The sequence below is a fragment of the Neisseria sp. 83E34 genome, assembly GCF_001308015.1.
Lineage (GTDB): Bacteria > Pseudomonadota > Gammaproteobacteria > Burkholderiales > Neisseriaceae > Neisseria.
This window is the reverse complement of the sequence record NZ_LGYH01000005.1, coordinates 155,234-177,381: the sequence shown is the minus strand read 5'-3', so window position 1 is coordinate 177,381 and position 22,148 is coordinate 155,234. Positions and strand designations below refer to the sequence as shown.

The following is a 22,148-nucleotide window of genomic DNA, read 5'->3' as shown; positions in this document are numbered from 1 at the left end:
GGATTTATGCCTTGTAGTAAATATTACTTTGGTTATAAGTTTTCAATCCAAAATCGAATGGAAGAATGCGAAAGGCTGAAATCTGCTAGATTTTTGAGATGTTTTGAAGGAACAAGATTGTAATGAATAAACAGACAAATTTTGATTTGGTGTTGTTTGGCGCGACCGGAGATCTGGCGATGCGTAAGCTTATACCCAATCTATACCAAGCACATGCGGCGGGCTTATTAAACCCTGAAGGGCGTATTCTGGGCGTAAGCAGAAGCAATCTGGATACGGCTGAATTTTTGAAACAAATAGAAAGTGATGCCAAGGTTCACATCAAAAAAAACTTCTCGGAAGAAATGTGGAATTCGTTTCTCAAACGCATTCAATATCTCACTGTGGATGTCACGCACCGGGCTGATTTCGATAGGTTGGCAGAGTTGGTCAAGGCAAGAAAAAATACAGAAAACGTGATTGTCTACCTTTCCACTGCACCTACCTTTTTCACCCAAGCTTGCGCCAACCTCGCAGCAGTGGGTTTGAATGGTGAAAATGTGCGTGTCGTGTTGGAAAAACCTTTGGGCACCGATTTGAAATCTTCTCAGAAAATCAATGCCGATGTGGCTGAGCATTTTGAAGAGTCCCAAGTTTACCGTATTGACCATTATCTGGGTAAAGAAAGCCTGCAAAACCTAATCCCGCTGCGTTTTGCCAATGTGTTTTTCGAGCCGGTATGGAATAAAGATTTTATTAAAAGCGTGCAGATTACCATCGCCGAGCAACTGGGCGTGGAAGAACGCGCCGAGTTTTACGATGCAACCGGCGCATTGCGCGATATGGTGCAAAACCATATGCTCCAAATGCTGTGTTTTGTAGCAATGGAGCGGCCCAAATCTCTGGCCGGTGATGATATGCGCGATGCGAAAATGAAAGTATTGAAAGCGCTCAAACCATTATCCCCGGAGGATATGGAGGCTAATGTGATACGGGCGCAGTATACCGCAGCAGAAGGGCATGCCGGTTATCTTGAAGAACATAATGTGCCGGCCGACAGCCGCACGGAAACTTATGTCGCCATCAAGGCTGAAATTGAAAATGAACGTTGGCAGGGTGTGCCTTTCTACTTGAGAACCGGCAAACGCCTGGCGGCTAAAACCGCGGAGATTGTGCTGAATTTCCGTGAAGATTTGGATGATTTGTTTCCCAACACTCCAAACCGTCTGATTGTAAACATGCAGCCGCGGGAAACCGTGAGCACCTGCGTGTTTATTAAAGAACCGGGCAGCAGCATGAACGCGATGCCTGTGGAAATGGTTATTGATTTGGCACACGCAGTTGAAGGCCGGCGTGCCGAAGCTTATGAATTGTTGTTGCGAGAAGTGATTGACGGCCGTTTGAGCCGTTTTAACCGCCGTGACGAGTTGGAAGCAGCTTGGGAATGGGTCATGCCGATTATGGAACATTGGGCAAAAAGCCCGGTTGCACCGCATCAATATGCCGCGGGTAGCTGGGGGCCGCAGGCGGCGCGCGATTTATTGGCTAAAGACAACAACGCTTGGCTGGAAGACCAATAATATCTCAGCCCCTAAAAAACACCATATTTTCAGACAGGCATATCCATGCGATGACAATGCCTGTCTGAAAACACAAAATACCTCGTGAAGAGGAAAACAATTAAAACGAGAGAATACAATAATGACTTATCAATTATATACGCACGCCGATGCCGGCGGAGCCGCTCAGGCTCTGGCGGAAGCGGTTGCTGCTGCATTAAAGGATGCGATTACACAAAGAGGCAAAGCTGTGTTGGCTGTGTCTGGCGGCAAGTCGCCGATAGCCTTTTTCGAGGCATTGTCGCAAATAGATTTGGATTGGGCTAAGGTAGGCATAACGCTGGTGGATGAACGTATCGTACCCACCACGCATGCCGACAGCAACACCGGATTGGTGCGCAAATATCTGCTGCAAAACCAAGCTGCAAAAGCTGCCTGGATTCCTATGATTGAGGAGGGCGCAGATGAGGCTGCTTTGGCCGACAGCGATAAGGCTGTTGGCTTTGCATTGCAGCATTTCGAGCAGCCGGATGTGTTGGTATTGGGAATGGGCGGTGACGGGCATACCGCATCGCTGTTTCCGCAGGCACCGCAGTTGGATAAAGGTTTGGATGCCGGCAATGATGTTCCGTTGTTGCATACCACGCCGGTAACGGCGCCGCATGAGCGCATTTCCATGACGCTGCCTGCGATTGAAAATACGGCAGCCGTGTTTCTGGCCATTGCCGGAGCGGAAAAGAAAGCGGTGTTTGATCAAGCTGCGGGCGCCGCCGATAAGGCGCTGCCGGTAAGTTTTGTCCTCAATTCAAAAAAGGTTGTCTGCCATGTCCACTACACAAACTAAAACCCAAGCATCTTCGAGCACAACAAGCGTTTTGTGGCCGCGTCTGGTGGCCGATATCGGCGGCACGAACGCACGGTTTGCGCTGGAAACATCTCCTCAGAAAATCGAAAAAGTAGAAGTGCTACCGTGCAATGATTACGATACGGTTGTGGATGCGATTAAGGAATATCTCAGCCGCGTAGACAATCCGACCATCAAACATGCGGCCATTGCCATTGCCAATCCGATTGTGGGAGATTGGGTGCAGATGACCAACCACCACTGGGCGTTTTCCATTGAAACCACACGCCAAGCTTTGCATTTGGAAACTTTATTGTTTTTAAATGATTTTACTGCGCAGGCTTTGGCGATTACCAAAATGGATTCCGACAAACTGGTGCAGATAGGCGGTTCCGCGCCGATTCCAAACGCACCGAAAGCCGTGCTCGGGCCGGGCACGGGGTTGGGCGTAAGCGGTTTGATTCCGAACGGCAATAATACTTATACCGCGCTGGCGGGAGAGGGCGGGCATGTGAGTTTTGCGCCTTTTGATGATGCGGAAATGCTGATTTGGCAGTATGCAAAGAAAAAATTCGGCCACGTTTCAGCCGAGCGTTTTTTGAGCGGTGCAGGCTTGGGGCTGATTTACGAATCGCTGGCGGCGCGCGAGGGAGTTAAGCCGCAGAAGCTGACGCCTTCAGGAATCAGCGAACGTGCTTTGAGCGGCACTTCCCCTTTGTGCCGCTTAACCTTGGATATTTTCTGCGCCATGCTGGGTACGGTTTCATCCAACCTTGCGCTCACTTTGGGTGCGCGCGGCGGTGTTTATCTTTGCGGCGGCATTATCCCGCGTTTTATTGACTACTTTAAAAATTCGCCGTTCCGTAACCGTTTTGAAAGCAAGGGCCGCTTTGATGCCTATTTGGCGGCCATTCCGGTGTATATCGTATTGGCAGACTATCCGGGTATTTCCGGTGCAGCGGTGGCTTTGGAAAACGAATTGTCTGCCAAAGGTATTCGATAAAAGATCGCATGATTTTCCGCAGATATACTGAATTTGTGGAAAACTGTAATAATGTAACTTTAAATAAATAACGGTATGCGGCACTTTTCAGACAGGCATGATTACCTGCGCCGACAACCGGAGCATTTTATAGTCGAATCATTTTTCAACAGTATTATAGAGCCTGCTTATCATCTTAAATGGCTGTTTTAAGTTTTAAATGGATTTAACTATATAATGCCTGTCTGAAAACAGAGTTTACGCGCTTCCTGAAGAACAAATCCAAGTACAAGGAACGATAAAATGTTGAGTAAAATCAGTGAATTCTTAAGCGAATTGTCTGGTGCCGAGCGGAAAGTGGCCGAATGCGCTTTGGCCGAGCCGAAGTGGTTTGTGCATGCGGCGGTGGCAGAAATTGCCGAACGTGCATCTGTGAGCCAGCCTACGGTCATCCGTTTTTGCCGCAGCCTCGGCTATAAAGGCCTGCCTGAATTTAAACTGGCTTTGTCGGCCAGTATCGGCCATGAAGGCATGCCGTATGTACATGCTGAGCTCAACAGCGACGACGATATGGGCGATGTTATGGAAAAAGTGCTGGGTAATACCGCTGCTTCCATACTTGGCGCGCGCCGTTATTTAAACGAAACAGAGCTGGAAAATGCTATTGCCATGCTGACACATGCGCGCCGCATCGAATTTTACGGTGTGGGTAATTCGGGCATCGTTGCGCAGGATGCACAACATAAGTTTTTCCGTTTCGGTATGTCTACAGTGGCGTATTCCGATCCGCATATCCAATTGATGGCTGCATCGGTGTTGAGCGATCAGGATGTATTGGTGGTGATTTCCAATTCCGGTTCGTCGATTGAAATATTGGATGCGGTGAGTATCGCTAAAGAAAACGGCGCTTCTGTGATTGCCATTACCCGGGCTGATTCTGCTTTGGCACACCTTGCCGATTGTGTGCTGAATGTGGCTTCTTCGGAAAACAGCGAGCAATACACGCCGATGGTGTCGCGTTTGTTGCAGCTTGTGGTGGTGGATATTTTAGCGATCGGCTTGGCCTTGAGATTGGGGGAAACCGCCAGTTTGCAACTGCAAAAAGGCAAACGCAGCATTTACAGCAAGCGTGTGGAATATGAGCCGCAAGACAATAAAAAATGATAGATTCCAGTATCTTATCTGGGTGTAAGTAAATTACTCAGCACTTCGGAAATTACCTGAAGCGGGTTTAAACCGTTCGGGTAATTTCCGTTTTTTATTGGAAGATATGAAAAAGCTTCATGCTGTTTTGCTATTTTAAAACCTTGTGCTAATATGCGCCCACAAATAAATTTGATAAAAAAAGTTAATTTTATAAAACAATAAGGAGATGATTGTGAGCCACTCGCACGAGAAACCTTATGCAGAGCTGCATAAGCCGAGTTCGGACTTTCCAACCCGAAATGAATATTTGGAACACGAGCTGCAAATCATGCAACCGAAACGCTGGCGTGCCAACCTGCCGTTTCGTGACTACCGTTTTGAATTTGAAGATATGATTCCCGCCATGGCAGGCACCATCGGTAAAGTTGTGATGGTGGGTGCCGTGGCGGCAGCTTTTGCCGGCCCGCTCGGTTTGCCGGAAGGCTTTGTATTGGAAAATGTGCGTTATGAGCTGCTCATCGCATCTATTTTTATTCTTCTATTGTCAGGCTTTTTTCTGCCTACTGCCAATCTGCCGGGCACGCACGGTCCGCTGATTCCGCTGATTCCGTTGGTTGTTGCCGCTGGCGGCCACCCTCTGGCATTTGGTTTGCTAATCGGCTTATTTGGATTTTTGCTCGGTATCTCCAAAGGCGGGAGTTTGATGGCTAAACTGACCAGTAACGGTGTGTGCGGAGGGCTGCTACTTTATCTCGGCTTTATCGGCACAACCGGGCAGGTCAAAAAACTGTTCACTTGGGCCGAAGGCTTTAATATGCCGTATATCGCCTTTATTGTGATTTTGGGTACGATTCTTTTGTATGCCTTGCTGGAGCACTGGCAGAAACGCTGGCTGGCCGTGCCTTTAGGCTGTTTGCTGGCGGGTGTGACCGCATATTTGTTGGGCGCGCCGTTTGAGTTTAAAACTGCCCCCGGCCTGCCGCCGATGAGCCCGGCTTATTGGTGGGGCGAAAACAGCGGTTGGATGCTGGGCTTGCCGACGATGAAAAGCTTTTTGGTCGTGTTCCCGTTTGCTGTTTTGGCGGTGGCGATGTGGTCGCCCGATTTCCTCGGACACCAAGTGTTCCAGAAAATCAGTTATCCCGAACGCACGGAAAAAGCGCATATGAACATTGATGACACAATGATCAGCTGCTCCGCCAGACAAACTGTCGGCTCTATTTTGGGCGGTGCGAACTTTTCTTCATCGTGGGGCACTTATATTGTGCCGGCGTCGATTGCCAAACGCCCGATTCCCGCAGGTGCGGTACTGACAGCTTTGTTCTGTATTGTTGCCGGTATTTGGGGCTATCCAATGGACTTGGCTATTTGGCAGCCTGTGTTAAGCGTGGCTTTGGTGGTAGGGGTGTACGTGCCTCTGCTGGAAGCCGGTATGGAAATGACCCGTAAAGGTAAAACCACGCAATCTGCCGCAGTGGTGGTATTTGCTTCTGCTTTGGTTAATCCGGTATTTGGTTGGTCTTTGACCATGTTGCTTGATAATTTGGGTTTGATCGGCTGTAAGGAGCGTAGTACGGAGCTGGGTTTTGCCGGTAGGGTGGTTGTTCCGTTGGTCGGCTTTACGATTTTGTGCGTGGCTATGGGCGCAGTGGGCATGCTCCCCGGTATTCCGGCATTTTTGGAGCAATTCCGTAATTAAGCCGGTATGACGAACGTACTGTTTTTTAGTTGATCTACTATAAAGAGAATGCCTGTCTGAAAGAGTTTTCAGACAGGCATTCTCTTTATATAGCTCACTTCATCATATTTTTAATCACACCCATGATACTGCGGGAAATAGCACGTGTAACTTGTTTGTTAAGCTGATCGCCAACCGAGTCGGCCAAGTCATAAGCCATGCCTTGATTGGATTTTTTGCGGCTCCCAAACAACCCGCCAAGAAAACCGCCAACAATGCCGTCTTTTTCAGCAGGTTGGTTTTTGGCTGTGTTTGCTTGTTCTTTTGCTTCTGCCTGAGCTTGCGTTTCCGCTGCTTTTTGTGTGTTTAATTCTTGTAAAGCTTCATAGGCCGAGTAATTATCGATGGCATCTTTATAGGAGGTATAAAGCGTATCAGTTTGATACATTCTGTTGCGTTCGTCTGCGCTGATCGGGTTAAGCTGGGATTGCGGCGGCATCACATTGGCGCGTTCCACAATACCCGGCATGCCTTTTTCATCCAAAAAAGATACTAATGCTTCGCCCACTCCCAATTCGGTAATCACTTCGGCCACTTTTAAATTGGGATTGCTGCGGAATGTATCGGCAGCAGCACGCACGGCTTTCTGGTCGCGCGGGGTAAAGGCACGCAAGGCATGTTGCACACGGTTGCCGAGCTGGCCCAGAATGGCGTCGGGCAAATCCAACGGGTTTTGGGTAACGAAATAAACGCCCACGCCTTTGGAACGGATGAGCCGAACCACTTGCTCGACCTGCTCCACTAAAGCGGGCGCAGCGTTGTCAAACATCAGATGCGCTTCATCGAAAAACATCACGAATTTGGGTTTATCCAAATCGCCTACTTCCGGCAGCGTTTGGAACAATTCCGCCAGAAACCACAATAAAAATGCGCTATACATACGCGGGCTGCGCATCAGTTTTTCCGAATTCAGAATATTGATAACGCCCTTGCCGCCCTCGGTTTGCATCCAGTCTTGCAGGTTCAGCTCCGGCTCGCCGAAGAAACGCTCGGCACCTTCGTTTTCAAGCACCAGAAGCTGGCGCTGAATGGCGCCCACGCTGGCGGCAGACACATTGCCGTATTGTGAGCGGTATTCTTTGGCGTTATCCGAAACGTGTTGCAGAATGCCGCGCAAGTCTTTCAAGTCGATTAAATGCCAGCCGTTGTCGTCGGCCACTTTAAACACCAGATTGAGCAGACCTTCTTGCGTGTCGTTCAGGTTCATTAAGCGGGAGAGCAACATCGGGCCCATTTGTGAAATGGTTACGCGCACGGGAATGCCGGTTTCGCCGTATACATCCCAAAAGCGCACCGGAAATGCGCTTAAATAGGATGAATCCAAACCATATTCGGCCATACGTTCGCCCACTTTTCCTCCGCCTTCTCCGGCGTGGCACAAGCCCGACAAATCGCCTTTCACATCGCCTAAAAATACCGGAATGCCTTGATTGCTGAAAGTTTCCGCCATTTTACGCAGGGTCACGGTTTTACCAGTACCGGTGGCGCCGGCAATCAGGCCGTGGCGGTTGCACATTCTGCCGATAATATCGATGGGGTGGTTGCCGTCTATGGAAAACGCAATGGTCAGTGGTGTGGTCATTTGGGGAATATCCTTGAAAACAAAAGATTAAGTGCGCCTATTTTAGCGTAATGTCAAATGCCTGTCTGAAAAGTTTTAGTTTCGGCAAAGATTGTTTTCAGACAGGCATGATTGAGGATGTAGCTAAGAAACTTAATATTTCACGATATTTTCTTAAGTAATTACTGTGATATGCTATTTGAATTTAGAGGGCTATCTAAGACTGCGTTTTCCTTATATCGAATATCAGGTTTTTTTACTGTATCATTATTAACCCAGCCTTCGCGGATTAACCCTCAATATGTACCGGCTATTTGAAGGTAAATATATATCATTATTTTTAATAAGTAATTTTTTATATCAACATTGGAATAATCATAAATAATTTAAATTCTAAATCTGGTTTATAGTTTTCATAGCAAAAATTTTTTGCTATAGTTCGCCCCATGATTTACCCGAAGAGGGAAATAAAATGAAATACCAAGATATGAATACCGAAGATACTTGTTATTTTTACGCTTTCAAACAAATAAACATAACCACCCATTGCTGATAAAAGGAGCAAACCATGAGCAAATGTCCTGTAACCCATTTAACGATGAACAACGGCGCGCCCGTTGTTGACAACCAAAACAGCCTGACTGCCGGCCCGCGTGGCCCCTTGTTGGCGCAAGATTTGTGGCTGAACGAAAAACTGGCCAACTTCGTACGCGAAGTGATTCCTGAGCGTCGTATGCACGCTAAAGGTTCCGGCGCATTCGGCACGTTCACTGTAACCAACGACATTACCAAATACACCCGCGCGGCCATCTTCAGCAAAGTTGGCAAAAAAACCGAAATGTTTGCCCGCTTTACTACCGTAGCCGGCGAGCGCGGTGCAGCCGATGCAGAGCGCGACATCCGCGGTTTTGCCTTGAAATTCTATACCGAAGAAGGCAACTGGGATATGGTGGGTAATAACACGCCCGTATTCTTCCTGCGCGACCCGCGTAAATTCCCCGATTTGAACAAAGCGGTTAAACGCGATCCGCGCACCAATATGCGCTCTGCTACCAACAACTGGGATTTCTGGACGCTGCTGCCCGAATCTTTCCACCAAGTAACGGTTGTGATGAGTGATCGCGGTATTCCTGCTTCTTACCGCCACATGCACGGTTTCGGTTCGCACACTTACAGCTTCTGGAACGAAGCGGGCGAGCGTTTCTGGGTGAAATTCCACTTCCGCACCCAGCAAGGCATTAAAAACCTGAGCAACGAAGAAGCTGCTGCCATTATTGCTAACGACCGCGAAAGCCACCAGCGCGACTTGTACGAGTCTATCGAGAAAGGCGATTTCCCGAAATGGACCATGTATGTACAAATCATGCCTGAAGCCGATGCCGAAAAAGTGCCTTACCATCCGTTTGACTTGACCAAAGTATGGCCGAAAAAAGACTATCCGCTGATCGAAGTGGGCGAGTTCGAGTTGAACCGCAACCCTGAAAACTTCTTCGCCGATGTCGAGCAGTCTGCTTTTGCGCCGAGCAACTTGGTTCCCGGTATCGGCGTATCGCCCGACCGCATGTTGCAGGCCCGCTTGTTCAACTATGCCGACGCGCAACGCTACCGCTTGGGCGTAAACCACAACCAAATTCCGGTAAACGCACCGCGCTGCCCTGTACACAGCAATGCCCGCGACGGTTACGGCCGCGTTGACGGCAACTACGGCAGCAACTTGCACTACGAGCCGAACAGCTTCGGCCAATGGCAAGAGCAACCTCAATATGCCGAGCCGCCTTTGAAAATCAACGGTGATGCGGCACATTGGAACTACCGCGAAGACGACGCCGACTACTTCAGCCAACCGCGCGCGTTGTTCAACCTGATGAGCTGCGAACAAAAAGAAACCTTGTTCAACAACACAGCCGCTGCTATGGGTGATGCGCCGGACTTCATCAAATACCGTCACATCCGCAACTGTAATGCCTGTGACCCGGCTTACGGTGAAGGCGTAGCCAAAGCCTTGGGCCTGAGCGTGGCAGATGCCATCGCCGCCCGCGAAAGCGACCCTGCTTTAGGCCAACCCGGATTGCTATAATGTGGCTGGATATGAGTGAAACTTTGGCCGAAATCATTGGTCGGGTTTCTGAGGGCAATGAGCAGAAATAAACTGGTTCATACATAAGCCGAATGCCTGTCTGAAAACTTCAGACAGGCATTTTTATTATTTTGCACACTCGTCAACTCGGGTCAAGCCAGTGTGACGGCGCTGTTACATACTATTCCTAAGTGGACTCATTATTATATATAAAGTATTTGCTTTATTTCTGTTTCGGCCTAAATGCTTTGCACACAGTTTCATCGGTCTCGATAAAGCCGCCGCCGATTAAATCTATGCAATAAGGTATGGCACTGAATAAGCCGTGCACCACAATATTGCCTGATTCATCGCGTACGCCGCCAAGCGTTTCTTCAATGGCTTTTGGGCGGCCGGGTAAGTTAACAATCAGGCATTTGCCGCGGATGCCGGCGGTTTGGCGGGATAAGATGGCAGTGGGCACATAATGCAGGCTGATTTGGCGCATTTGTTCGCCAAAACCGGGCATTTCTTTATCGATAACGGCAAGGGTAGCCTCGGGTGTGATGTCGCGCAGGGCGGGGCCGGTGCCTCCTGTGGTAAAGATTAAATCGCAACGGTCTTCATCGGCCATGCGCTTGAGTGTGGCTTCGATTTCTGGTTGTTCATCGGGAATCAGCGCTTCACTGAAACGGATTGGGTTTTTTACGGCGCGTTTCAGCCAGCTTTTCAATGCGGGAATGCCTTCGTCGGCGTAAATGCCTTTACTGGCGCGGTCGCTGGTGGAGATTAAACCGATTTTGATTTCAGACAGGCATTGCATATCAAACAGCTTTCCTTGGGTTACATATTCACTAAAAGTTGACGGATGCTCTGCATCGCATGGTGCTCTTGATTGTTTCTAAAGTCAGGCGATTCGTTTTCGCAACCGGCTTTGCCGATAACGCCGCAGAGGTGCGCGTAAGGTAAATCGAGTTCGCGGGCCAGTGAGGCTTCGGGCATGCCGGTCATGCCCAGAATATCTACACCGTCTTTTTTATAACGCCGCACTTCTGCCTGAGTGGGTAGGCGCGGTCCTTGGATGCAGCCGTATACAGCCTGATAATGGATGGTGATGTTCCGCTCCTTGGCATGCTCCAGCAGACGTTGCCGTAGCTCAGCGTCGTAAGGATGGAAAAAGTCGATATGGGTTACTTCGCAATTTGAGCCTTCAAAAAAAGTGTCGCCTCTGCCATAGGTATAGTCGATTAAATCGTCGGGCAGCACCAATGCGCCGACGGGCAAACCGTTTAGGGCGGATACGGCGGATACGGAAATAATACCGCTCACGTTGAGTGAATCCAGTGCCCAAATGTTGGCGCGGTAGTTGATTTCATGCGGTGCGAGCGTGTGGTCGAGGCCGTGCCGTGCCAGAAAAACGATTTCATGGCTGCCCAGTCTGCCGGTGATGACGGGAGAGCTGGGTAGGCCGTAAGGTGTGCGGATAATTTGCCGGTGTATGATGTTGATTTCGGGCAGGCGGGTTAGGCCGCTACCGCCGATGATTGCGATCATGGTGTTGCCTTATGCACTTGGAGAACGATGATTTCAGGTATTGTAATGGATTTGGCGTCGTGTGGGAAAAGGCTGTCTGAAAATCAATTTCAGACAGCCTTTTGAACCGGAGCAGTTATTCAATTATTTCAGATGTGCGCCGATAATGTGCAGCATTTGCGCCAAAACTTTCGGATTGGCGGCTACGATGTTACCGGTTTCCAGCCAAGTTTGCTCGCCCTGCATATCGGTGATGATGGCACCGGCTTCTTTGGCAATCAGTGCACCGGCGGCAATATCCCAAGGTTTCAGGTTGAATTCGAAGAAACCGTCAAAGCGGCCGCAAGCCAGTGCGCATAAATCCAGTGAGGCGGCACCTTCTCTGCGTGCGCCTGCCGTGCGTTCCAGAAAAGCGCGCAGAATGTTCAGATAATCATCCATCATGCTTTGGTCGACTACGGGAAAGCCCGTGCCGATTAGGCATTGGTTTAAGTCGATACGGGAAGAAACGCGGATGCGGCGGTCGTTTAACAGCGCGCCTTGGCCGCGGGATGCCATGTATAAATCGTTGCGTTCGGGGGCGAACACCAAGGCTTCCTGCAACTGGCCTTTATGCAGCAGCGCCATAGAAACTGCATATTGCGGATGGCCGTGCAGATAATTGGTAGTGCCGTCCAAAGGGTCGATAATCCATTCGTATTCGGCTTTGGCATTGCCGTGTGCGCCGGTTTCTTCGGTGGTGATTTTATGATGGGGATAAGCTTCTTTGAGCGTTTCAATCAGAATGCGCTCGGACTCGCGGTCGATATCGGAAACAAAATCGTTAAACGCTTTGCTGTCTATTTTGATGTTGGAAAGATTATTGGAAGCGCGGGTCATCATGCTGCCCGCTTTACGGGCGGCTTTCAGAGCGGTGTTGAGAATCGGGTTCATCGGGATATCCTATATAAAATATTGCGGCAAGCCGTTACAATAGAGCCGAATCATTTTAAAACAGTCATTGCTTTAAGAAGCCGGCTTGGGAATAACGGGCGGGCAAACGTTTAACGATTTTTAAAGAACAGGTTCAGCGCAGGCGGCTGGCCTTTTGCTGTTTGAAAGCCGTATTATACGCCTGATTGGAAAAATAACCACTAGATACAATGACAAAACCGACTATTCCCGATTATCTGAGCAATATACGCATCGTATTAACCCGCACCAGCCATCCTGCCAATATCGGTTCGGCTGCGCGCGCAATGAAAACCATGGGCCTGCATCATCTGGATCTTGTAGCCCCCCAATTGATGCAAACGCCGATGACGGCCGAACCGCCGCAATTTGATGCGGCCGACCCGCGAAGTTTTACATTGCCGGAGGAAAGTTTTATTTTGGCTTCCGGCGCGGTGGATGTGTTGGAAAACGCGCGCATTTTTGCCACTTTGGAAGAAGCCGTATCGGATACTGTGATTAGCTGCGCGCTGACCAGCCGTAAGCGCGAGCTGACTGCGCCGCTGCAAACCCCGCGCGAGTTGGCGCCTGAGTTGCTGCAAACGGCGGCGGCCGGGCACAAAGTGGCTTTGGTATTTGGCAATGAAACATTTGGTTTGAGCATTGAAGAAGTGCAATGCTGCAACCGACTGATGACTATCAGCGGGAATCCGGATTATTTTTCACTGAATCTGGCACAAGCCGTGCAGGTAGTGAGCTATGAAATCTTCAGCCAAGTCGGTTTGCCGATGGACCACCTTGCAGCGGAAACCCATCCGGCTACCCATGAGCAGATTGCGGGCATGGTCAAGCATATGGAAAGTTTGATGGAAGATATCGGCTTTTTCAACCGCCGCAACGGCGAGCGCATGATGCGCCGCATGCAGAGTTTGTTTGCGCGTGCCGGAACGGAAACCGAAGATATTGATTTGCTGAGGGGTTTTTTTAATACAGTAAAGAAAAACCTGAAATAAGCCATGCCTGTCTGAAACCTTTCAGACAGGCATCAGCCCGATGATGATTAAACAGAAGATACAGGCTTGATTATGATGAACCGTTTGAAGCTGTTGCTGCCGATTGTTATTCTGCATGCGATTCCCATGGCTGTGATTTGGGGTGTAACCCTATCCATGAATCTGTTCCCCCGCCCGAGAGATTACCTGATGGTCGCTTATGCGGCAGGCGGTTTTTTAACCAGTATTTACAGCCTGATTTGGCTGGTGTGGAACCCGAAAGTGAACGTGCGCAATTATTGGCTGCTTAATATCGGCGCATGGCTGTTTTACAGTGTGGTGATTACCGTGGCCTTGTATGTGTGGGGCGGGAAGATGATTGCGCCGGACTTGGGCTTTTTGTTTGGCGGCATGTTGGCTTTGCTTTGGTTGCCGGTGAGCTATGTGTTTTGGTTTAGGAAAGGGCGTAAAAAGATTGATGGTGCTTGGGGGTAAACCGGCTCCAAGCTGCATGGTACACAAAGACTGATAATCTCAATGCCTGTCTGAAAGTTTTTCAGACAGGCATTGCGTTTTTGAGTGGAGATTTTATCAGAAATCGAATTCCTGCAAATCCACGCCTTCTCTGCGCTGCCATTCGTCGAGCAGGATTTTGCGCGGGGTAGGGTACGTGTCGCCGGCGCGTACATGGGTGATGCGGTCGGGGCGGAAGTGGCGGTAATCCTGCCTCAGTTCGCACCAGGCAACCAGCAGGCGTGCCTCGTTGAAATAACCCACTGCCAGCGGCCAAACGGTGCGGCGGCTGGTATGCTGATGAACGTCGGTATAGTCGAAAGACAAGCGACGGTTGGTTCTCAGGGCGAACCGGATGGTTTCCAAAATAGAATGTTCTTGCTCGGAATAGCTGTTTTGGCAGGCAGAAGCAGGGTAGAGCGCTTGCTTGCCCAGTGTTTCAGACAGGCTTTGCGGTAGCGCTGCGTCTATTTTGTTTAACGCGGATTTGGCCGATTCGGCCAATGCGCCGTCTGCATTGGCCACCACCCAGCGCATGCCCAACACTACCGCTTCGATTTCGTTCTCGTCAAACATCAAAGGCGGCAGCACAAAGCCCGCTTTCTGCAACACAAAGCCCACGCCCGCGCCGCCTTCGATTTCCGCACCTTGAGCCCGCAGCGTTTCAATATCGCGGTAAACCGTGCGTGCACTGATATCCAGTTGCGCCGCAAGCTGGTCGGCGGAAACAGGGTAGCGGCTTTGCCGCAGAAGGTGCAGCAGAATCAGCAGGCGTTCGGAGCGGGTCATAGTGTGGTTTTACGGTTTTTCCAATTCCTGCACTCGGGCAAATGCAGGGCGCGCAAGATGGCGCGACATATATTTGGTAAACACAGGTTCGGCAGGGATGATTTGTGTGTGGGCAATCAACCATTCCAACAGGCCGCTGTAATAAATATCCAGCGCACTGAAGCGGCTGCCTATCATATATTCTCTGCCTTGCAGATGTTGGCGCAGGGTATTTAAAACAGTGTTTAAGTCGCCATAGCCTATACTTTGCTGCTGCATATCATTGTTGCTGATACCGCGCCATTTATCCACCGCCGCGTATTCCAGATGTAGCGAGAGACACAGCCAGCGGTAATATTGCCCGCGTTCAACCGAGCCTGCTTCGGGAATCAGGTGTTTTTCAGGAAATTGCTCGGCAAGGTAAGTGATGATACCGACGGTTTCGGTGAGCACTTCGCCTTTGTGCTTGAGCGCAGGCACTTTGCCCATCGGGTTGACAGCCAGATACTCGGGTGTTTTCAAATCCTCACCCAACGACATGGTAACCGTATCATAATCCGCGCCGCATTCTTCAAGCATCCAGCGAACCATGCTGCCGCGCGACGGGTTAACGGTGTAAAGCGTGAATGTTTTCATATGCTGCCTCCTTGCTATGTCTGTTTGTAAAAGTTTTTCAGACAGGCATTATAAAAACAGGATGTGTCAGTTTCTGTCAGGAGTATCGTTGCACAAGTATGGTGTTGATTAAGCAATGCCTGTCTGAAACGCTGTCAGACAGGCATTGCTCCGTTCCAAATACGGCAAAACAAACAGCCCTGCCGGAGGAACAGGGCTGTTTGCACACACGATTTTTTTAGGTTCGGCTTAAGGTTGAGCCGGAGCCTGAGGAGCCGGACGCTCGAAACCTTTAGATTTCATACAAGCGTCGAAAGCGGCGCGGTCGGCAGTTTGGCCAACAGTTTGTTTACACTCTTGTAAAGCCTGCTCTACGCTGGCTTGAGGCGCTTGTTCTTTAGCCTGAGCTTTGTCTTTGCCGCCCATCGAAGAGCAGGCGCTCAGCATCAGGCCGGCAGAGATAGCGGCAATCAGCATTTTATTCATCATAATCACAGTTCCTTCATTTGGTTTGAAATATCAAGGTTTACTTATCTTCGTAAACACTTCGTTTTCAGAGTGCGGCATTGGCTATTAGTTTCTTTGGGTCAGTGTAAAAATTGGCCGCAGCGGCTGCCGAAATACATTTAAGTGCCTGCTATTTCTGGAAAAATATATTGAAAACCAATATGAGTAATAAAATGAAAAGAAATGTTATAAAACTGGATAATGCCTGTCTGAAAGCGTTATAAAAACAATACCTTGAATTATTTAACCTTTGCGCCTACCCAGTAAAGTGAGCATACTTGAGCAAATTGAGCACAATACAGGCGGATACAGGCAAAGTGTGTCATAATATTTCACTTTCTCCCTATCAGCGCATCAGGCGTAACAACACTTATTCCAACGGAGAACAACGTGAATCAATTTTCTGCACTCGGCTTGGGCGGCGAAATCGTTTCCGCACTTACCGAACAGGGCTATGAAACCCCCACGCCCATTCAAGAAGCCGCCATTCCCAAAGCTTTGGCCGGCCACGATTTGCTGGCCGCAGCCCAAACCGGCACCGGAAAAACCGCCGCATTTATGCTGCCCAGCCTCGAGCGGCTGAAACGCTATGCCACAGCAAGCACTTCGCCCGCCATGCATCCGGTGCGCATGCTGGTGTTGACGCCCACACGCGAGTTGGCCGACCAGATTGACCAAAACGTGCAGGGCTATATCAAAAACCTGCCGCTGCGCCATACCGTTTTATTCGGCGGTGTGAGCATGGACAAGCAAACCGCCGAGCTGCGCGCAGGCTGCGAAATCGTCGTGGCCACCGTCGGCCGCCTGCTTGACCACGTCAAACAAAAAAACATCAATCTGAACAAAGTGGAAATCGTGGTGCTTGATGAAGCCGACCGTATGTTGGACATGGGCTTTATCGACGATATCCGCACCATCATGCAAATGCTGCCCAAACCGCGGCAAACCCTGCTGTTTTCCGCCACTTTCGCCCCGGCCATCCGCAAACTGGCCAATGATTTTATGAACCGCCCCGAGCAAATCGAAGTGGCTGCGCAAAACACCACCAATGCCAATGTGGAGCAGCACGTGATCGCGGTTGATACCGCCAAAAAACGCAGCTTGCTGGAGCGTTTGATTGTGGATTTGAACATGAATCAAGTGATCGTGTTCTGCAAAACCAAGCAAAGCGTTGACCAAGTTACCCGCAATCTGGTGCGCAGCGAGATTTCCGCCCAATCTATCCACGGCGACAAATCGCAGCAAACCCGTTTGGAAACGCTGAACGCTTTTAAAGAAGGCAGTCTGCGTGTTCTGGTGGCTACCGATGTTGCCGCACGCGGTTTGGATATTGCCGAGCTGCCTTTTGTGATTAACTACGAAATGCCCACCCAGCCGGAAGATTATGTGCACCGAATCGGCCGCACAGGCCGCGCAGGTGCCGACGGTGTGGCGATTTCTTTGATGGGTGAAAACGAGCAGAAGATGTTTGAAGCCATCAAAGCGCTGACCGGCAACGATATCCCTCTTGAACGGATTGAGGGCTTCGAGCCGCGTTGGGGCAATGATGCAGCAGAAAGCCAAACGCAACAACGCACCCCGCGCCGTGAAAAAAGCGAGAGAAGCGAGCGTGCCGAACGAGCAGGTTCAGGAAGCGAATCACGCAGTCGCCGCTCAGAAGAAAAAGACGCCGGTTCCGCCTGCGGCAAAATTGCGGGGCGCAGCCGCCGCAGTCGCCGGGAACGCCAAAAATGTGCGCTGGTGCAGCCTAACTTCGGCTTGTAAACAGTCTTTTACTTATACTGAATGCCTGTCTGAAAAGCTTTTCAGACAGGCATTTCTATTGTGGTTTCCAACTTAAAACAACCCTGTTTCACAACCGAAAATCCGACATACTTGTGTTACGCCCAAGCTTTAGGCACAATTCTTTTTTAAAAATCCTATTTGCATATTTGTTATGAAGCGTGCAGTCTTGCTATTGATTTTATTTTCTTCGTTCCGAGGAGTTGTTGCCGCGGATGGCGAATTACGGCCAGCTTCGGACTTGCCGTACCGCCAGACAGAAGCTGCGCCACCTTCCGATAGCGAGCTGAAATCCGAGCTGGAAGCCGCGCTTGCCAAACAAGATTGGCAAAATATGCCCGAGTTGCTTAAGCAATACCGCAGCCGCTTTCTGGCTGATCAAGTGTTCGCAGATTATGCAGAAGCCCGCTGGCGCAGCAGCCAAGGCGAATATATGCAGGCGCAAGCCTTATACCGTCGCGTGTTGGCTCAACGCCCTGATTGGCAGGAAGCCCGGGCGGCTACGATCAACAATCTTTCTGCCGCACGCTCCGCACCGCGTGCCGGTGATTTCGGCAAGCGTTTGCAAGCATCCGATGTTTGGCAGCTTCCTGTCAGCCTGAGCCATGTCCGCAATAATCAAGGGTATATCCCGCGCGATCGAAAAACACTGCTTGCCGGTGACCGTTATCCGGACAAAAATAATGATGCTTTGCGCTACAATCTGGGAGCCGAGCATGATTTCAGCCTGAAAGGCAACCACCGCCTGCGGCTAGGGCTGACCAGCGGCGGTACGCACTATTGGGATTATTACGACCGTGGCACCCGTTCCGTCCGCCTGGCCGCGGGCTACCGCAGCAGTGCAGGCAAACAAAGTTGGTCGTTTACACCATACACTGAACAAAGCTGGCTGGGCAGCGAAAAATACACGCTCAACACCGGCGCATCTGCGGCATACAATAATAAATTCAACGATAACTGGCGCGTGTCGCTTTCCGCTTCCAGCGTCAACCGCAGTTATAACAATCCCGACCATGCAAAATATTATGATGGCAACATCAACAGCATATCCGGCACTGCCGAATGGCGCCCCAATAGCGCATGGGCAATCAGTGCAGGTGCGGATTACCGAGCCGATCTCACGCGCAACGAAACACGTGCGTCTGACCGCACAGTCTTTCGTACCGGTATCTCGCGCCAGTTTGAAAGCGGCATTAAAGCAGGCGCTTCCGTTCAGTATGGCCGGCGCGAATTCAGCCACTCGGAGCCGCTGTACGGCATCGGCAGGAAAGACAACGAATACAATGCCAGTGCCTCGCTTTCTTACCAGCCGCGGCGTTGGAAAGGCGTAGCGCCTAAAATCGATTACCGCTATTCCAAAATCGACAGCAATGTGGATTCTTCGTCTCGTGAGCAGTCGCAATGGTTTATGAGTTTGGAAAAAAAATTTTAAGATTCTTTCCCGGCTATATTATGCCTGTCTGAAAACTTTGATATTTAAGCCGAATAATTATGAATTATGCTTTAGACGCACTGTGGTGGCGGCTTACGGATAAAGATGTACGTGCGCTGGCAAGCATTCTTACCGCGCCCGCATTGTGGGAAACCGGCTGCGAATTGCCGGTGCGCCAACTATTGGGCGAACAAGGCTTCCGTTATTTGCTCGAGCTGGATAACAACCCGGAACCACTCAAACAACATCTGGCTGCCGAAGCGCCGTTCGGACACCGTTTGGGATTTTATGCCGAAAGTTTGCTGGCTTTTTGGCTGGCCAGTGCGCCGCATGCACAGCTATTGGCGCGCAATTTGCCGGTTCGGGACGAATCCGGTAAACAGACCTTAGGTGCGCTGGATTATGCAGCAAAACTTAATGGTGTATGCTATCACATTGAATTAACATGTAAATATTATGGCAGCATTCAAGCCGATCCGAGCAAGATGGTCGGCCTGAATGCCGCCGACAGACTGGCCGACAAAGCGGCCAAGTTGGTAAAACAGCTTGCTTTATCGTCCTGTGAGCCGGGTAAAGTTGCGCTTTGGGATGCCGGAATCGAGGCGGATAAATGCCTGTCTGTATCGCTAGTGAGAGGAGTGGGTTTTGCCGCAGAGGGGCAAGCGTTTCAGTCGGCGCCGCTTAACCCAAACGGTTGGCATGGGCGTTATCTCGGGCCAGGAAAGGTGTTGCCTTTAAAAGACGAGGCGTTGTTTTATATTTTGCCGCAAATGGATTGGCTTGCTCCGGCGAGAGTGGGGCTCGAACAATGTTGCGACAATTCGGCAATCACATCATCATCTGATGTGTTATTTGCTTTGATGGAGAAACGGCCGGACGGCATGATGCACGAAATTCTGCGCATAATGAAACCGGCCGGATAGCTTAGCTTGATGCCTGTCTGAAAAGGGTTTCCAACAACAAGACATCTCGCGAGGCCGTTGCCGTTTTCCGTATCATTCTTACCAACATTATGATACAATTTGCGTTTTGAATTTTGTCTGCCTTTGGGCGGCATACGGATATTTTCAAGCGGCTCAAACGCCTGCTTGCTTGTTAACACAAAAAGAATTAAGGGTTTACGATGAGCGTAACTGTTGAAACATTAGAAAATTTAGAACGCAAAGCCATCTTGTCGCTGGCTTGGAGCGAAGTGAATGCCGAAGTGGAAAAGCGTTTGAAACAAACCGCGCGCCGTGTGCGTATTGATGGCTTCCGCCCGGGTAAAGCACCTTTGAAAATGGTTGAGTCCATGTATGGTGCTGGCGTTCAAAACGAAGTGTTGAACGAAATGGCTCAAAAAGCATTTTATGATGCTGTGGTGGCGCAAGAATTGAAAGTGGCCGGATTCCCCCGTTTGGAGCCGGTTGAAGAGCAAGACGATAAAGATTCGCTCAAAGTAGCTGCCGTTTTTGAAGTGTTTCCTGAAGTGAAAGTAGGTGATTTGTCTGCTCAGGAAGTTGAAAAAGTAACTGCCAAAGTAGGCGATGAAGAAGTAGAAAAAACCGTAGATATTCTGCGTAAGCAACGTACCCGCTATAACCACGTTGAACGCGAAGCGAAAAATGATGACCGTGTGATTATTGATTTTGAAGGAAAAATCGACGGTGTAGCGTTTGAGGGCGGTACATCGCAAAACTATCCTTTCGTTTTAGGCTTGGGTCAGATGCTGCCTGAATTTGAAGCCGGCATCTTGGGCATGAAAGAAAACGAAGCAAAAGACGTGGAAGTTAGTTTCCCCGAAGATTACCACGGTAAAGACGTAGCCGGTAAAACCGCTGTGTTTACCATCACATTGAAAAACGTGTCTGAACCGGTATTGCCGGAAGTGGACGAAGAGTTTGCCAAAGCTTTGGGCATTGCCGATGGCGATGTAGCCAAAATGCGTGAAGAAGTGAAGAAAAACGTAGAGCGTGAAGTGAAGCGCCGCGTTGACGCGCAAACCAAAGAAGCTGCTATGGAAGCCTTGTTGGCTGCAACCGAAGGTTTGCAAGTTCCGAAAGCATTGGTGAGCGAAGAAGCCCAGCGTTTGGCCGAGGAAATGAAACAAAACTTCGTTAACCAAGGTATGGCCGATGCTGCCAAACTGGATCTGCCTGCCGAAATGTTTAACGAGCAAGCAGAGCGCCGTGTAAAACTGGGCCTGATTCTGGCTGCTTTGGTGGAAGAGCACAAACTGGAACCCACCGAAGAACAAATCAAAGCTATTGTGAGCGAGTTTGCAGAAAGCTATGAAGATCCGCAAGAAGTGATTGATTGGTATTTTGCAGACAAATCACGTTTACAAGGCCCGACTTCTCTAGCCGTGGAAGCCAATGTGGTGGATTATGTGCTGGGTAAGGCAAAAGTGAATGAAAAAGCTTTGTCGTTTGACGAAGTAATGGGCGCACAAGCTTAAGGCCGATTATGCCGCGCAAGCGGTGCCGAAATAATACAAAGCACCGAAGTGGCAACGCTTTGGTGCTTTCCGATTTTTTAAATAAGGAGTTGTGATGATTCCCGAAATTACAGCCAACACCCTGATTCCTACCGTGATTGAACAAAGCGGTCGAGGTGAGCGCGCTTTTGATATTTATTCACGCTTGCTTAAAGAACGCATTGTTTTTTTGATAGGTCCGGTTAATGATCACACAGCCAATCTGGTGGTTGCCCAGATGTTGTTTTTGGAAAGCGAAAATCCGGATAAAGACATCTATTTCTATATCAATTCACCCGGCGGCTCGGTAACAGCCGGTATGTCGATTTTCGACACCATGAATTTTGTTAAGCCCGATGTGTCGACACTTTGCTTGGGGCAAGCGGCCAGTATGGGTGCGTTTTTGCTGTCGGCCGGTGCTAAAGGCAAGCGCTTTGCATTGCCCAATAGCCGGATTATGATTCATCAGCCGCTGATTAGTGGCGGTTTGGGCGGTCAGGCTTCCGATATTGAAATTCATGCGCGCGAGTTGATTAAAATTAAGGAAAAATTGAATTATTTCCTGGCGAAGCATACCGGCCAACCTTTAGAAAAGGTGGAGCGCGATACTGACCGTGATAATTTTATGTCGGCTGAAGCGGCCAAAGAATACGGTTTGATTGATCAAGTGATTGAGAGCCGTGAGGATGCGGTTAAGGCGATTGCAAATCAATAGGTGTTAAAGCGCCTGCTTTTCAAAAACAATGCCTGTCTGAA

Annotated in this window: 20 protein-coding genes; 13 read left to right on the top strand and 7 right to left on the bottom strand. The window is 49.7% G+C overall.

Annotation, left to right across the window (positions count from 1 at the left end):
• Positions 1-122: 122 nt before the first annotated feature.
• The 5 genes from zwf to AKG09_RS06725 all read left to right on the top strand — a co-directional run bounded on the left by zwf (position 123) and on the right by AKG09_RS06725 (position 6,209).
• On the top strand, positions 123-1,559 hold the full coding sequence (zwf, locus tag AKG09_RS06745; protein ID WP_054618688.1) for a glucose-6-phosphate dehydrogenase: 1,437 nt from the start codon (positions 123-125) through the stop codon (positions 1,557-1,559).
• Between the two features lie 121 nt (positions 1,560-1,680).
• Positions 1,681-2,382 (top strand): 6-phosphogluconolactonase, encoded by a 702-nt coding sequence (pgl, locus tag AKG09_RS06740; RefSeq protein WP_054618687.1) that lies wholly within the window; start codon positions 1,681-1,683, stop codon positions 2,380-2,382.
• On the top strand, positions 2,363-3,385 hold the full coding sequence (locus AKG09_RS06735; RefSeq protein WP_082391866.1) for a glucokinase: 1,023 nt from the start codon (positions 2,363-2,365) through the stop codon (positions 3,383-3,385). Before pgl ends, AKG09_RS06735 begins: the two co-directional genes overlap by 20 nt.
• 282 nt (positions 3,386-3,667) lie before the next feature.
• Positions 3,668-4,528 (top strand): SIS domain-containing protein, encoded by an 861-nt coding sequence (locus AKG09_RS06730; protein ID WP_054618686.1) that lies wholly within the window; start codon positions 3,668-3,670, stop codon positions 4,526-4,528.
• A 208-nt stretch (positions 4,529-4,736) separates the two neighbouring features.
• A complete protein-coding gene (locus AKG09_RS06725; protein ID WP_054618685.1) occupies positions 4,737-6,209 on the top strand; it encodes a DUF3360 family protein in 1,473 nt (490 codons plus the stop codon).
• A gap of 94 nt (positions 6,210-6,303) precedes the next feature.
• Here AKG09_RS06725 and AKG09_RS06720 read toward each other — a convergent pair whose 3' ends face one another.
• Positions 6,304-7,830: a helicase HerA-like domain-containing protein gene (locus AKG09_RS06720; RefSeq protein WP_054618684.1), complete on the bottom strand. Its 1,527-nt coding sequence runs from the start codon at positions 7,828-7,830 to the stop codon at positions 6,304-6,306.
• A 547-nt stretch (positions 7,831-8,377) separates the two neighbouring features.
• On the opposite strand from AKG09_RS06720, the gene AKG09_RS06715 reads away from it, so the two are divergent.
• Positions 8,378-9,886, top strand: coding sequence for a catalase (locus tag AKG09_RS06715; RefSeq protein WP_054618683.1), 1,509 nt, complete (start codon positions 8,378-8,380; stop codon positions 9,884-9,886).
• A 223-nt stretch (positions 9,887-10,109) separates the two neighbouring features.
• On the opposite strand, the gene mog is transcribed toward AKG09_RS06715, so the two are convergent.
• The 3 genes from mog to AKG09_RS06700 form a co-directional block, all read right to left on the bottom strand.
• Positions 10,110-10,688 carry a molybdopterin adenylyltransferase gene (gene mog, locus AKG09_RS06710; protein ID WP_054618682.1) on the bottom strand — a complete coding sequence of 193 codons (579 nt, stop codon included), beginning with the start codon at positions 10,686-10,688 and terminating at the stop codon, positions 10,110-10,112.
• 20 nt (positions 10,689-10,708) lie between these two features.
• Positions 10,709-11,419 (bottom strand): S-methyl-5'-thioinosine phosphorylase, encoded by a 711-nt coding sequence (locus AKG09_RS06705; RefSeq protein WP_054618681.1) that lies wholly within the window; start codon positions 11,417-11,419, stop codon positions 10,709-10,711.
• Between the two features lie 123 nt (positions 11,420-11,542).
• Positions 11,543-12,331: an inositol monophosphatase family protein gene (locus AKG09_RS06700; RefSeq protein ID WP_054618680.1), complete on the bottom strand. Its 789-nt coding sequence runs from the start codon at positions 12,329-12,331 to the stop codon at positions 11,543-11,545.
• Between the two features lie 209 nt (positions 12,332-12,540).
• On the opposite strand from AKG09_RS06700, the gene AKG09_RS06695 reads away from it, so the two are divergent.
• The gene (locus tag AKG09_RS06695; RefSeq protein WP_054618679.1) at positions 12,541-13,341 is read left to right on the top strand and encodes an RNA methyltransferase; all 801 of its coding nucleotides are present in this window, start codon (positions 12,541-12,543) and stop codon (positions 13,339-13,341) included.
• A 72-nt stretch (positions 13,342-13,413) separates the two neighbouring features.
• Positions 13,414-13,815: a hypothetical protein gene (locus tag AKG09_RS06690; RefSeq protein ID WP_054618678.1), complete on the top strand. Its 402-nt coding sequence runs from the start codon at positions 13,414-13,416 to the stop codon at positions 13,813-13,815.
• A gap of 96 nt (positions 13,816-13,911) precedes the next feature.
• On the opposite strand, the gene AKG09_RS06685 is transcribed toward AKG09_RS06690, so the two are convergent.
• The 3 genes from AKG09_RS06685 to AKG09_RS06675 all read right to left on the bottom strand — a co-directional run bounded on the left by AKG09_RS06685 (position 13,912) and on the right by AKG09_RS06675 (position 15,705).
• The gene (locus AKG09_RS06685; RefSeq protein ID WP_054618677.1) at positions 13,912-14,622 is read right to left on the bottom strand and encodes a YafY family protein; all 711 of its coding nucleotides are present in this window, start codon (positions 14,620-14,622) and stop codon (positions 13,912-13,914) included.
• 9 nt (positions 14,623-14,631) lie between these two features.
• Positions 14,632-15,237: a glutathione S-transferase family protein gene (locus AKG09_RS06680; protein ID WP_054618676.1), complete on the bottom strand. Its 606-nt coding sequence runs from the start codon at positions 15,235-15,237 to the stop codon at positions 14,632-14,634.
• A 228-nt stretch (positions 15,238-15,465) separates the two neighbouring features.
• Entirely contained in the window at positions 15,466-15,705 is a 240-nt protein-coding gene (locus AKG09_RS06675) for a hypothetical protein (protein WP_231623911.1), read from the bottom strand.
• A 363-nt stretch (positions 15,706-16,068) separates the two neighbouring features.
• Between AKG09_RS06675 and AKG09_RS06670 the strand changes: the two genes are divergently transcribed.
• The 5 genes from AKG09_RS06670 to clpP all read left to right on the top strand — a co-directional run bounded on the left by AKG09_RS06670 (position 16,069) and on the right by clpP (position 22,107).
• On the top strand, positions 16,069-17,487 hold the full coding sequence (locus tag AKG09_RS06670; RefSeq protein WP_369814089.1) for a DEAD/DEAH box helicase: 1,419 nt from the start codon (positions 16,069-16,071) through the stop codon (positions 17,485-17,487).
• Positions 17,488-17,659: 172 nt separating this feature from the next.
• Positions 17,660-18,937, top strand: a complete 1,278-nt coding sequence (locus tag AKG09_RS06665; RefSeq protein ID WP_054618674.1) for a surface lipoprotein assembly modifier — start codon at positions 17,660-17,662, stop codon at positions 18,935-18,937.
• Between the two features lie 59 nt (positions 18,938-18,996).
• Positions 18,997-19,860: a DUF1853 family protein gene (locus AKG09_RS06660; protein WP_054618673.1), complete on the top strand. Its 864-nt coding sequence runs from the start codon at positions 18,997-18,999 to the stop codon at positions 19,858-19,860.
• 200 nt (positions 19,861-20,060) lie between these two features.
• Complete coding sequence (gene tig, locus AKG09_RS06655; RefSeq protein ID WP_054618672.1) at positions 20,061-21,374, top strand: trigger factor; 1,314 nt, start codon at positions 20,061-20,063, stop codon at positions 21,372-21,374.
• 94 nt (positions 21,375-21,468) lie between these two features.
• Positions 21,469-22,107 carry an ATP-dependent Clp endopeptidase proteolytic subunit ClpP gene (gene clpP / locus AKG09_RS06650; protein WP_054618671.1) on the top strand — a complete coding sequence of 213 codons (639 nt, stop codon included), beginning with the start codon at positions 21,469-21,471 and terminating at the stop codon, positions 22,105-22,107.
• The last annotated feature ends 41 nt before the right edge of the window (positions 22,108-22,148 follow it).